The organism is Hyphomicrobium sp. (assembly GCF_036833075.1).
Taxonomy (GTDB): Bacteria; Pseudomonadota; Alphaproteobacteria; order Rhizobiales; family Hyphomicrobiaceae; genus Hyphomicrobium_C.
Window position 1 is genome coordinate 1 of record NZ_DAITQL010000107.1, and the last position, 12,194, is coordinate 12,194.

A 12,194-nucleotide genomic window follows, 5' to 3' on the forward strand; every position below is an offset into this window, starting at 1 on the left:
ACTCATTTAATATTCTCCTCGCGTTTGATCTTGAAGCTATGCATGAATTTAGGTGTCCGTTGTCAGGGATTTTGGGACAACAGGCAGCGTGAGCTAACGGAGGCTCTGGCTGTTGTTGCCCCTCAAAGACCGGACACGTTCTCCTCGGTTGAACGGTCTGCGATGAACTCTCGCGGTGAACGGTATCCCAGCGCCTTGTGCGGGTGAAGCCGGTTATAGTGATCATTTCGGCAGCTGGCGCATGACGATTTCGGCGGGTGGGCATCGGATTGACCGTTGCGTAATCGCGCTTGATGGTTCGCACGAACGCTTCGGCCATGCCATTGGATTGCGGGCTCTGGACCGGCGTCGTTAGCGGTTCGAGGCCGATCTCGCGAGCAAAGCGCCTGGTTTCGCCAGCGATGTAGCCGGAGCCGTTGTCGGTCAGCCATTCGATGACGCCGGGCGGGCGGTTGACTGGTCCAAAGCGGGTCTCGACGGCCACCGTCATCAGGTCGCGAACATCCTCGCCCTTGATGCCCTCGGTGGTGGCGACGAAGCTGATCGCCTCGCGGTCGCAGCAGTCGAGCGCGAAGGCGACCCGGACCTTCTCGCCGTTGTCGCAGCCCAGCTCGAAGCCGTCCGAGCACCAGCGCAAGTTGGACTGATCGACGGCGATGCGCCCATCGTGACGACGCGCTTCGACGCCGCCGGCATGGCGCTGCAGGAGCAAGCCATGAGCCTTCATGACGCGATAGACCCGTTTGTGATTGGGCGCAGCCCGGCCTTCCGCTCGCGATATGCGGCGTAGCAGCGCCCAGACGCGGCGATAGCCATAGCTCGGCATGTCGGCGACGATGGCCTGGATCGCCATGACCATCTCGTCGTCGGGCAAAGCAGGCCTCCCCTGACGAGGCTTGCCGAGGGGAGCCTGGACCCGTGCGGCGATGTTAAACCGGGCCACGCCCAGCACCTCGCAGACGGCTTTCATCGCGAACCGTCCCTGGGCCAGGACAGCGAGCTCAGCAGATGTTTTTTTGGGCCGGCGGTCGCGTCGAGCGCTTCCTTCAGGATCTCGGCCTCGAGCGTCTTCTTGCCGAGAAGCCGATGCAGTTCGCGGATCTGGTTTTGCAGCATCCGGTACTCCGACGCCGGGACAACCTCTTCCTCGGCCCGCGTTGCCGTAAGCGCACCCTGGTTCGCCAGCCGACGCCAGGAGAACACCTGGTTGGGCGCGATCCCATGCCGCCGCGCTACGAGGCTGACGCTCATCCCCGGCTCATAAGTCTGCGCCGGCTGGCGCCGACCAGATGAGCGGCTTGCATCAGCCGGGCGATGCGCTTCTTGCCGATGGCGATGCCGTCCGCCTTGAACTCGGCGTGGACACGTGGCGCGCCATAGGTCCCGCGCGAAGCAGCATGGATCGTGCGGATCTTACGGATCAAATCGAGGTCGGCGGTCGCCCTTGTCGAAGCCGGCCTGCCACGCCAGGCATAGTAGCCTGACGCGGAGACCTTGAAGACGCGGGCCATAGTCCGGATCGGGATAGACGGCCTGGTGAGCGCTCATGAACTGGAAGACCCGCTCGGGTTCGCCTTGCTCTCTCGCGCAAACCAGGCCGCTGCCTTTGACAGGATATCGCGCTCCTGACGCAGGCGTTGGTTCTCGCGGCGGAGACGGACCAGTTCCTCGCGCTCGGCCGTTGAGGGGCCATCGGTGCGCTTGCCGGCGTCGCATTCGGCCTGCTTCACCCAGGAGGCTATGGATTGCCCGGTCGGCTCGAACTAGCGCGACAGTTCTTCAGGCGTTCGTCCGTATCGTACCAACTCGACCAATTGACGCCGAAACTCCGGCGGGCAGGCGCTTCGAAAACGAGGCATGGGACACTCCAGAAAATGACTTCAACGGCGTCCACGAAACCTGGTCAACTCCAATCAGGCCAATGAGTTGGTTGCGGATATGCTCGTTTTCGACGGCCGTCTTGGCATCAAACGATCCGTATGGGCCTGAGCGGTAGAAGAGGTCGGGCACGAGTACGGTATAGCCCTCTGATGCCAATCTTTTGACCATTTTATCCAGTGCAGGCCGCAGACCGAAAACGTCCCTATATAATGCCACTCCGGGTTGTCCGAGGCCCGCTTTCTGCGAGTCGGCGGAAGCCATGGTGGCCGGGACATCAGAGAAGAAGAGGTTTGCTTTCGCTGTGCCGTCGGCGGCCTGGATCTCAATCACAAAGTTTTTCATCACTTTCTCCTTCGGTCAACGACGGACGTAGGTTGCATCCGATTGCCTGAAGCGCTGCCGAAGCATGCTGCGGACTCTCTCAGCCATTACCTTCAATCCCCTCGCGGATTTGGCTGTGAAAGGGCTCAACTTCAGCTTCGTTGGATATCGACCAAAGGCGTGACATCAGGATTTCCACGCTGCTTTTTCGACCACATTTCCATAGAGGACCAGCCGGCGCGTTTTGGCATCGATTTCGTCCCGCGAAACGGTGTTTCCGGGATCGCCCTTGGGTTCGTCGACGCGAGCTCGCAACGTGCGGCTGTCCTTCGTTTTGACTGTTACCTTACCGATCCAGCGCGCCGGATAAGCGCTGTCGACCTCGTCATCGATCGCCATTTCGACCTTGCCGAAGAATGCGTGGGCTTTTTCGTCTGTCAGAACACCATCGAATTCCGCCAAGCTAGCGCGGCGATGGACGGCCATCAGGCCGAGCGTGACTGGCATCAAAAATTTCGCCTGATGGACCGTCTGCGGATTAGTGATAGTGCCGAGCACATCGATCGCGGCCTGATGCACATGGGCGGTGATGTGGGCGATGTCACCCGCGTTGAGATGGTACTCCTCCAAGATACTAAGCAGCGCGTCGGCGGCCGGATGCGTATGGCGGCATGATGCGTGGAACTTGAAGGATGTTTCCAGTACCGCCCAGCGGTTGCCTAGCCGATCCGTCAATTTGGCCGGGTCAGCATCCGAAGACATGCCGGCCGCCATGCCCTGGCTGCCCTCCAGGATGCGCTGCGCTTCAGTGAAGCCGTCCTTGGCCAGGAACGCGGCGGTGAGGCCGTCGGCGGCCGCCTTTGCCGTATGCAACTGCTTGGAATCCGCCACGTCGCGCAGGAACTCCCAAAGGCCCGCCGCCTGCGTGCCGGCCGAGCCGGCGGCATGGAGCATCTGACCCCCATTGAGGCCAAGCAGCTTCCCGGCCGCGACGGCTGCCGCAATCGTGCCGGCCGTGCCGGTGGTGTGGAAAATCTTATAATGCGAGCGGCCGAGGAACTCGCCAACCCGGATGCCGGTCTCGTAGCGTGCAACCGAAGCGGCGGTGAAGTCGCGCCCGGATGCGCCGACATGCTGGGCAACGGCGAGAGCGGCCGGGAACACTACAGCGGCGAGGTGGAAGACGGAGCCGTTATGTACGTCGTCCTGCTCGGATATATGGGATGCGGCCGCGTTGACCATCGACGCGAAAGCGGCGAAGTCATGCGACCCGAAGTGAGGATTTCTGCCTTTTCCCCGGCAGGCCCCATCGTTTCGGCGTAGCGCTCCAGGATGCGGATCGCGCGTTGGCCGGCGCCCGAAAGAGCGGAACCCGTCCAGTCCACGAAGAAGTCGATACAGCGCTCCACAACCTCCTGCGGGATGTCATCGAAATGCAGTCCGGCGGCGAAGGCAGCCAGGTCCGCGCTTTCATGTCCGGTGCGTCTTTCGGAAGCGGGTTGTGTTCTTGGTGCATCGGGCCTCTCAGAAGGAGCGCGGCAATCCGAGGATGTGCTCGGCGACATAGGACAGGATGAGATTGGTCGAGATCGGCGCCACCTGGTAAAGGCGGGTTTCGCGGAACTTGCGCTCGACATCGTATTCGGCGGCGAAGCCGAACCCACCATGGAACTGGATGCAGGCGTTAGCCGCCTCCCACGAGGCGTCCGCCGCCAGCAGCTTGGCCATGTTGGCTTGCGCGCCGCATTCCTCATGCGCATCGAATTTGCGCGCCGCCTCGAAGCGCATCAAGTTCGCCGCCTCAACGTTGACATAAGCGCGCGCGATAGGAAACTGCACGCCTTGGTTCTGGCCTATTGGGCGGTCAAAGACGATGCGCTCTTTTGCGTATGCGGTCACCTTGTCGATGAACCAGTAGCCGTCACCGATGCACTCGGCCGCGATGAGCGTGCGCTCGGCATTGAGCCCGTCCAGAATATAGCGGAAGCCTTTCCCTTCCTCCCCGATCAGGCTCTCCGCCGGAATCTCCAGGTTGTCGAAGAAGAGCTCGTTGGTCTCGTGATTGACCATGTTACGGATCGGATTGACTGCGAGCCCTTTGCCGATCGCGTCATGCAGGTCGACCAGAAAGATCGACAGGCCCTCCGACTTGCGCTTCACCTCGCCAAGCGGCGTGGTGCGCGCAAGCAGGATCATCAGGTCCGAATGCTGGATGCGGCTGATCCAGACCTTCTGCCCGTTGATGACGTAGCGGTCGCCCTTCCTGACGGCCGTGGTCTTCAGCTTGGTGGTATCCGTGCCTGTGGTCGGTTCGGTGACAGCCATGGACTGGAGCCGCAATTCGCCGCTGGCAATGCTCGGCAGGTAATGTCGCTTCTGCTCGGCGGAACCGTGCCGCAGCAGCGTGCTCATATTGTACATCTGGCCGTGGCAGTGACCGGCATTGCCGCCCGAGCGGTTGATCTCCTCCATGACAACCGTCGCCTCGGTCAACCCGAGCCCGGAGCCGCCATAGTCCTCGGGGATCATGGCCGCCAGCCAGCCGGCTGCGGTCAGTGCTTCGATGAACTCAACGGGATAGGTAGCGTTGGTGCCATGCTCGCGGTGGTATTCAGCCGGGAAACGGCTGCACAGGCCGCGCAGCGCCTCGCGCATCTCCTGATGCCGGTCCGGCTTGGGAATCATGCCTCGCACTCGCTCTTGTTCTCTCAGATGCCGCCTGCTGCGACGCCCAACTCGGAAAGAATGGCTTCGTTGTGCTCCCCAAGGGCGGGAACAGGATCTATTCTGGGTTCCCAGTTCCGGCCGGTTATCGGCTTGAGCGCCGGCAGGCGTCCGGCCGGCGTGTCGAACGCGCTCCAGCGGTCCCGCGCGCCAAGCTGCGGATGTGCCCACAGCGCGGCCATGTCGTTGACGCGCGCGGTTCCGATGCCTGCCGCTTCCAGTCGCGCCATGGCTTTGCTGGTGGGCAAGGCTTCGAGCTTGGCGACGAGGACAGGCTCTATGAGGTCGCGATTGCTTGCCCGTCCGGAATTGCCCCTGAACCGCTCGTCGGCAGCCATGTCGGGACGCTTCAGCACGATGTCGGCGAAGGCCGTCCATTCGCGGTCGTTCTGCAGACCGAAGAACACGCTGCCGTCGGCGGTGGCATAAGGACCATATGGATAGATCGTCGCATGGCCCGCGCCGGCGCGTGGCGGGGGAGAGGCGCCGTCGAGCGCGAAATACATGGGAAAACCCATCCACTCCGCCATCGCCTCCAGCATTGAGACTTCGATATGGTCGCCTATCCCCGTGCCATGGCGATGCAGGAGAGCGGCCAGAATCGAGTGATAGGCGGTCACGCCAGCTGCTATGTCGGCGATCGAAATCCCCGCCTTCGCCATCTGGCCGGGATTGCCACTAACCGATAGAAATCCCGCTTCGGCCTGGATCAGCAGGTCATAGGCCTTACGCTGCTCATCCGGCCCGCCCGAACCATAGCCGGAAATCGAGCAGGTAATCAGGCGAGGGAATTCCTGTCTCAGACCCCCCCATGTCGAGATCAAGACGATCCACCGCGCCGGGCGCCAGATTCTGTACGAAGATATCGGCGCGCCCGATCAGCGTGCGAAAGACAGCATTGGCCGCAGAATCCTTGAGGTCGAGCGCCAGGCTCTCCTTGGAGCGGTTGGTCCATACGAAATGGCTCGACAGTCCGCGTGCGCGGGTGTCGTAGCTGCGGGCGAAGTCGCCGCCGTCCGGCCTTTCTACCTTGATGACGCGGGCGCCCTGATCGGCCAAGAGCCGCGTGCAATAGGGCGCCGCGATCGCCTGTTCTAGGGAAACAACCAGAACACCATCAAGTGGGCGAGTCATGCGCGGCTCTCCACGTTCGGGCCTTCATCCACCGCGGCTTCGGCAGTCATCACCAGCCTGCCGTCGTCGCTGCTGGCCCAAAGCCGAACCACGCCGTCCATTTCCGGCGACTTCCCGTAGAGGTTAATTCGAGTACCATCGAGCAGCGGCGAGACGGAGCGAAACGAGAAGGTCGAGATACGTAACTCCGGCCGTGATCGGCGTATTAGGTCGAGCAGGAGCGTGGCAATGAGCGGCCCTTGGACCACCAATCCTGGATATCCCTCGACCTGAGTCGCATAATCCCGATCATAGTGGATACGGTGGCCGTTGAAGATCAGCGCCGAATAACGAAACAGCATGACCGGATCAGCCACTAGGCTCCGATGCCACAGCAGTTTGACACGGTCTCAGCTGGTGCCGAAATTCCCGAGTGGACTGGTTTGCGGAAACGGTTCATAAGAGGCTCTATTTTTAGGTGCTGAACCTGGGGAAATAGAATGAACGAAACTGTGTGTCTCGTTACCCGGTGGCGCCACCGGCATTGGCGGTCAGCTGGATTGCGCTTGAATTATTGTCTTTAGAGCTGCGCACGCAGGAGCACAAAGAAGAATTACTAGAAGAGCTTGATGAGGAGGAAAACACGTGAGTTTACGACACCTACTAACGCTTTTTTCATTGTCACTGTTTTTTGGTCTAGGCCAATCAATCACGGTGCATGCCGACGCATACCCGAGCCGCCCTATTACCCTCGTTGTTCCTTACGAAGCAGGCCAGACGTCGGACGTGGCAGCAAGACTGTTCGCAAAAGGGTTAGAGGCGATCATCAAACAGCCAATTTTAATTGAAAATCGGCCCGGTGCGGGTGGAAACACCGGCACCGAAGCTGTGGCCCGTGCTACGCCCGATGGCTACACGCTGGTGTGGGGCACGAATGCAACACATGCGGCAAACGCCGCGTTGTATTCATCGATTAGATACAATCCGGTCGAAGACTTTACGCCTCTGGTTCGGACGTATAATGTCCCGATATTCCTTGTCGCATCAAACAACTTTGGTGTGAAGAATTTGGCTGAGGTCGTAGCAAAGGCGAAGGTATCGCCAGGTGAACATACGGTCGCTGTTGCAAGTACGAGTTCGCAAGTCGCCCTCCAACTACTACAGGACGCGACGGGAGTGAGTTTCAAGAAAGTGCCTTATCGCGGAGCAACCAGTGCGATACAAGGTCTGATGGCAGGGGAAGTGGACCTACTTTTGGAAACGGCGGGCGCCTTGCAGGCGGGCCTAGCTGCCGGTCAGTTTACGCCGATAGGAGTAACTTCGAGTTCTCGTGTTGCGTTCATGCCAGAGATTCCGAGTCTTGGTGAACAAGGCGCAACCGGCTTTGAGATCCGAGGATGGAATGCGATGTTTGCACCTAAGGGTACGCCACCTGAGATCGTTAAATTGCTGTACGAAGCTTCTATTGAGGTTGTCACAAGCCCCGATTACACATCTAGGATCATTGCGATGGGTGGTGAGCCACCGGTTCCGTCAACTCCCGAGGAACTCGACCTATTCGTGCGGAACGAGGTCGCTGCATGGGGCGACCTCATCCGGCGAATCGGCCTAAAAGCCGACTGAGACCCGGCGTAACTTTGTGCACGTTGGCCCGATCATTCACTCGCATTTGGGCGTAGTGCACGGCATCAATAGCACTAAGGCTATTGATGCCGCCAACAGAACGGAGGGGAGGTTGAGGACGCCGATGCCTCCGTTCAGATCAACAGCGCCTAGTGCGAGCATCGAAGAGATGAAGAATTTTCTGACGGCTCATGATTAATCTCACAGGTGCGTATCTGAGCGCATTTCGCTTTTGCAACCAATCGGTTCTTCCTCACTTTGTGTGGCGCGAAGGGAGCATACGTGCCCTCAGCTCAGCAGCTCAGGGCCTGCCCTACCGTACATTGCGCGCTTGAGGGTCTTGAGGCGGTTGATCTGGCCTTCGGCCTGTCCGTTGCTCCAAGGCAGCTCAATGGCGTTGTTGACGGCATGTCTCTGCGCAGGACGCGGGCGAACCGTATGATCGGAATGAGGTCGGAGTCGATCGCATTGTCGATCCACGCATCCAGTGGTGCCGATCTCTTGCCGCGAAGGATGCCGTTGAAGCGCGCATCGCCAGGCGTCGGCGAAAGCGTCAGATCCCTGCTTCAGGACATCGACTTCCTTACCTGCCGATCTGTCAGCAGGCCTCGCGGCTTGATGCACAGCGCTGCGGCAATCACCGGCGAGATCGCATGACCGGTTTCCGGATCTCGAACCGGCTCCAACTTCAAAGCCGGAGGTGGTACATCATCGGCCTGCTCCTTTTCTGACCGCCGCCAGGCTCCCAGCAGGCGCTCCAGATTTGCGAAGCTGCCGGTGTAGCCGCGCTGCTTGACGTCATGAAACAGGTGTCGGCCGCAGCGATTCCCATCCTCCAGCATTGGGCGAGGAAGGCTTCGAAATACCAAGGTAATGTGGGCTTCAATGCTGCTCGCCGCCTGTCTGGGGGAGCCTTGAACTTGAGCCACTTCGCCACGCTGGGGCGCTCATGGCCGGTCCGTCGGGCGATCTCGCTGTAAGATAGACCTTCTTCGCGCAAGGCATGGAGCTTCCCGAATATGTCTTGGCGAGACTGCCTATGCGCGAGACGGGCACGCCGGCGATGTGTCGCAGCGTCGACAATAGCGTCCTCGGACAGGATGGATCTTCCTGAAGCACGGCCATGAACGCTCATCTGTTCCTCGATTGCCGTACGAAGATTTTGGACCAGATGAAATCGATCGGGCCTTCAGGGGCGGCCTGCGCATAGAGGCCGCAGCGGTCTCGGCTGACGACCTCGACGGAGGGATGGTTCCGCAGCCACCTGACTGCACTATCGACACTCCGATCATCGAGAATGTCGACGACCGAGCGACGCTCGAGAACAACCACGATAGTGCCGTATCGCGTGGCTCGCCGCCAGCTCCAGTCATCGATGCCAACCACCCGAATCTCGGAGGCGCGTTGAGCAATCGCCGCATCCCGCTTCAGTTGCCGCAGGATGGTGTCGTCGCTGACCGGCATGCCGAGCCGTTGCATCAAGCGCTCGCCAGGACGACCGCCCGTGCTATGGCCGAGCAGGCCGACAATCTCTCCGACCCTTCTCGTCCGACGCGCGTATGGATCAGCAACTGTCGGCAGTCGGTCGGTGAACGTTCGTCGTGCGCATTCCCCATGTGCACATCGCCAGCGGCTCAGCCGGAGTTTCACGGTCACGGGCTTGCCCTGGACCGGTAGATCCTGAAAGACTACAGCGGGACCAGCCATGCCGACTTCGGCTTCGCCGTCCACAATCGGGGCAATACCGATCGCGGATCCGGCTGCAGAAACAACCCAACCGTCATCAACACTGAGGGCGACACCCAGAATCTTGACCCCTGGGCCGGGCGACCATTTCGATTTCGTTCGCATCCACGCCCATAGTGATAGCGTCGCTAACAGCGGATGAACCACACAAATTGAGGAAGAACCCTTTCCTTTAACACGCTGTCATTTGCTAATCATCGAGACGAGCGTACAAACGCCTTGCAGATCTGGGGTGAATAGTGCATGTCACCGCTGCGTGACAGCTGATCGGCCAGGCATCGCCGCGCCAATAGGTCGATGACTTTACAGTGCCGACCAGCCACGAAAGTATTCTACAAAGTGCGGATCCGACGCAGTTCCTTCTTCAACACCTTTCCGTAGGCATTCTTCGGCAGGTCGTCGAGCCAGACATAGTCCTTCGGCCGCTTGAACCGCGCGATTTGCGTCAAGCAGTGCGCATCGAGCTCAGCGGCTTCGGCGGTAGCGCCGTGCTCCAGAACCACGCAGGCGACGACGACCTCGCCCCATTCCGGGTCTGGGCGACCAACGACCGAAGCCTGCGCCACGGCGGGATGCGTCAGAAGCGCCTCCTCGACCTCGCGCGGGTAGATGTTGGTGCCGCCCGAGATGATGACGTCCTTCGACCGGTCGTGCAGGGTGAGAAAGCCGGCCTCGTCCATCGCGCCCATGTCGCCTGTGTGCAGCCAGCCCTCGCGGATGGCAACTGTGGTGGCGGCCGGGTCGTTCCAATAGCCCTCCATCACCGAGGGGCCACGGACCGCGATCTCGCCGATCTCGCCGGCAGGCAAGTGCTGTTCGTCCGGCCCGAGCACGGCCACCTCGCAGCCCGCCTGCGCCACGCCGACGGAAGCCAGCCGACGCGAATGCGTCTCGTCGTCCCACCCCGCCTCCAGCGCCTCGACATGCGCCGCACGCGTCAAAGCCGTGATCGTCATCGGCGTCTCGCCCTGGCCGTAGATCTGCGCGAAGCGGGTGCCGAACTGCTCCATGCCGTCGCGGATGTCGGCGAGGTACATCGGTCCGCCGCCATAAACGATGGTGCGGATCCCCTCGCCCCGATGCCCGCGCGCCTTGGCGGCGGCGACCAGCCTGCGCACCATCGTCGGTGCCGCGAAGAAGCAGAGATTGTCCAATTTTCCGGCAAGGTCGAGAATCTCGTCGCTGTCGAATCCGCCAGACGCGGGAACGATATGGCGGGCGCCGCAGATCAGGTAGATGAACTGGTAGAGGCCCGCGCCGTGCGACATCGGTGCGGCGTAGACCTTGGCGTCGCCGGCCTCGGCCGCGTCGACGTCGGCGAAGTAGCTCATGATCATAGTCTGGACATTTGCGGGCGTCAGCATCACGCCCTTCGGCCGGCCGGTGGTGCCGGAGGTATAGAACAGCCAGACGAGGTCGTTCTGGCCGGTCGGATGCAAGGCCGGTGCCGGCTTGTCGGAGAAAAGCGCGGCGAAGGCCGGACCGTCAATGTCAATGATGCGCGCTTCCGGCGCTAGCGACGCCAGATCGCCGGCATGGTCGGCGTCGGTGAAGCACAGCACCGCGCCGGAATGGCCGAGGATATAGGCGGCCTCCTTCTCGTGCAGCTTGGCGTTGACCGGGACGACGACGGCGCCGATGCGCCAGACCGCCTGCATGGCGACGAGATAGTCGGTGCGGTTGGCAAAATAGAGCGCGACGCGGTCGCCCGGCTTGATCCCCGAGGCGGCGAGACCGGCGGCTAGCGAACCCGCGCGGGCGTTAAAGCCGGCATAATCGAGGACGACCTCCGCGCCCCGGAACAGCGCCGGGCGCTTCGGCCACAGCAAAGCGGCGCGTTCGAGCCAGCGCGCTGGGTTCATGTCGTCCTCCCTGCAGGTGGCGAGCGATATGCCGCCGTCGGTGCGACGACCCTCATGCCCCGATCAGGCGGCCGCCTGCAAGCCGAGAATCTGCCTCGCCTCGGACGGCGTCGCGGGACGACCGCCGGCCGCGCGGATGGCGTCGACGGCCGCCGCTAGCAGCGCAGCATTGGTCGTCGCGAGGGGAATTTGTTCCACCATGCACGCTAAGGGAAGATGAAACCCTTTGGATTGAAGCGGTTGGTGCGGAGCGGACGGAAGCGTTCGAGGGGTTGGTCAATTTCGTTCCAGAGATAGTCGCCGGTGATGTCGATATGCTCCCACGGAATCGGCGCGACCTGCGCTCGGCGCGCCAGGCGGCGAAGCTGTCCGGCACGGCCAGGCTGAGCCGCCCTTCGGCCCGCATCAGTTCGAAGGTCGGCCGGGGCAGCAGATAATCCTCGAAGCTGCGCCATGCCCGGCTGCCCTCGACCCAGAGATCGCCGGCGCGCAGCCGGTCGCGCAGATGCACGAGAACGGCGACCTCCCAGGCTCGGGCGTCGATCCGCCGTCGCCCTTGCGGATGTGGCGACGCCATTTGCGGGACAGAAAGGAAAGCGGCACCTGGCGGGAGCCGCTTGCCGCGATGAACCTCGCGCAGCAGGTCGACGGCGGCCAGCAACGGATCCTGGGTGCGGAACGAGCGGAAGGTGAAGGCGTCGAAGGCGAGTTTCGCCACGCGGCGCAGCGATCTCTGCCTGTCGACCAGCTCGTCGAAGCCGTTGCCCTTGGCCGGACAGGTTGCTTGCTCGGCAAGCGCGCCGCTCGCCTCGAGCCCGTTCCAGCCGAGTGTCAGGGCAACCGCCATCGCCAGATCGGCGCCCGCCTTGTGATGGGGTGGACGCTCCCTCTCACCGGCGCTTCTATGCCGGGATTGAGCAGCAC

8 protein-coding genes and 5 pseudogenes are annotated in these 12,194 nt (G+C 61.7%); 2 read left to right on the forward strand and 11 right to left on the reverse strand.

The genetic code is table 11. The features are described from left to right. Positions 1 to 122 precede the first annotated feature (122 nt). The 8 genes and pseudogenes from V7082_RS19635 to V7082_RS19670 form a co-directional block, all read right to left on the reverse strand. Positions 123 to 1,269, reverse strand: a pseudogene (locus V7082_RS19635) (IS3 family transposase); the annotation flags it as partial. Further along, entirely contained in the window at positions 1,248 to 1,511 is a 264-nt protein-coding gene (locus V7082_RS19640) for an IS3 family transposase (RefSeq protein ID WP_334151209.1), read from the reverse strand. The pseudogene V7082_RS19635 and the gene V7082_RS19640, both read right to left, overlap by 22 nt. Positions 1,512 to 1,779: 268 nt before the next feature. Next, positions 1,780 to 2,223 carry a dienelactone hydrolase family protein gene (locus V7082_RS19645; RefSeq protein WP_334151210.1) on the reverse strand — a complete coding sequence of 148 codons (444 nt, stop codon included), beginning with the start codon at positions 2,221 to 2,223 and terminating at the stop codon, positions 1,780 to 1,782. 165 nt (positions 2,224 to 2,388) lie between these two features. After that, positions 2,389 to 2,976 carry a hypothetical protein gene (locus tag V7082_RS21635; protein ID WP_442909827.1) on the reverse strand — a complete coding sequence of 196 codons (588 nt, stop codon included), beginning with the start codon at positions 2,974 to 2,976 and terminating at the stop codon, positions 2,389 to 2,391. Positions 2,977 to 3,003: 27 nt separating this feature from the next. Next, a pseudogene (locus tag V7082_RS21640) lies at positions 3,004 to 3,839 on the reverse strand (MmgE/PrpD family protein); the annotation flags it as partial. After that, on the reverse strand, positions 3,727 to 4,887 hold the full coding sequence (locus V7082_RS19660) for an acyl-CoA dehydrogenase family protein (RefSeq protein ID WP_334151216.1): 1,161 nt from the start codon (positions 4,885 to 4,887) through the stop codon (positions 3,727 to 3,729). The pseudogene V7082_RS21640 and the gene V7082_RS19660, both read right to left, overlap by 113 nt. A 23-nt stretch (positions 4,888 to 4,910) precedes the next feature. Further along, positions 4,911 to 6,060, reverse strand: a pseudogene (locus V7082_RS19665) (CaiB/BaiF CoA transferase family protein). Continuing rightward, positions 6,057 to 6,416: a hypothetical protein gene (locus V7082_RS19670; RefSeq protein ID WP_334151218.1), complete on the reverse strand. Its 360-nt coding sequence runs from the start codon at positions 6,414 to 6,416 to the stop codon at positions 6,057 to 6,059. Before V7082_RS19670 ends, V7082_RS19665 begins: the two are co-directional and overlap by 4 nt. A 137-nt stretch (positions 6,417 to 6,553) precedes the next feature. Between V7082_RS19670 and V7082_RS19675 the strand changes: the two genes are divergently transcribed. Both V7082_RS19675 and V7082_RS19680 read left to right on the forward strand, forming a co-directional pair. After that, the gene (locus V7082_RS19675) at positions 6,554 to 6,688 is read left to right on the forward strand and encodes a hypothetical protein (RefSeq protein WP_334151219.1); all 135 of its coding nucleotides are present in this window, start codon (positions 6,554 to 6,556) and stop codon (positions 6,686 to 6,688) included. Beyond that, positions 6,685 to 7,662 (forward strand): Bug family tripartite tricarboxylate transporter substrate binding protein, encoded by a 978-nt coding sequence (locus tag V7082_RS19680; RefSeq protein WP_334151221.1) that lies wholly within the window; start codon positions 6,685 to 6,687, stop codon positions 7,660 to 7,662. Before V7082_RS19675 ends, V7082_RS19680 begins: the two co-directional genes overlap by 4 nt. Positions 7,663 to 7,915: 253 nt before the next feature. Here the strand turns inward: V7082_RS19680 and V7082_RS19685 are convergent. From V7082_RS19685 to V7082_RS19695, 3 genes and pseudogenes are all read right to left on the reverse strand, one after another. After that, positions 7,916 to 9,513: pseudogene (locus tag V7082_RS19685) on the reverse strand (ISL3 family transposase). A 227-nt stretch (positions 9,514 to 9,740) separates the two neighbouring features. Then, the gene (locus tag V7082_RS19690; protein ID WP_334151223.1) at positions 9,741 to 11,270 is read right to left on the reverse strand and encodes an AMP-binding protein; all 1,530 of its coding nucleotides are present in this window, start codon (positions 11,268 to 11,270) and stop codon (positions 9,741 to 9,743) included. Between the two features lie 52 nt (positions 11,271 to 11,322). Continuing rightward, positions 11,323 to 12,194: pseudogene (locus tag V7082_RS19695) on the reverse strand (hypothetical protein); the annotation flags it as partial.

Coding starts and splice junctions, on each gene's coding strand:
- V7082_RS19660 (WP_334151216.1), bottom strand. CDS start 4,887: ATGATTCCCAAGCCGGACCGGCATCAGGAGATGCGCGAGGCGCTGCGC.
- V7082_RS19640 (WP_334151209.1), bottom strand. CDS start 1,511: ATGGCCCGCGTCTTCAAGGTCTCCGCGTCAGGCTACTATGCCTGGCGT.
- V7082_RS19690 (WP_334151223.1), bottom strand. CDS start 11,270: ATGAACCCAGCGCGCTGGCTCGAACGCGCCGCTTTGCTGTGGCCGAAG.
- V7082_RS21635 (WP_442909827.1), bottom strand. CDS start 2,976: ATGGCGGCCGGCATGTCTTCGGATGCTGACCCGGCCAAATTGACGGAT.
- V7082_RS19645 (WP_334151210.1), bottom strand. CDS start 2,223: ATGAAAAACTTTGTGATTGAGATCCAGGCCGCCGACGGCACAGCGAAA.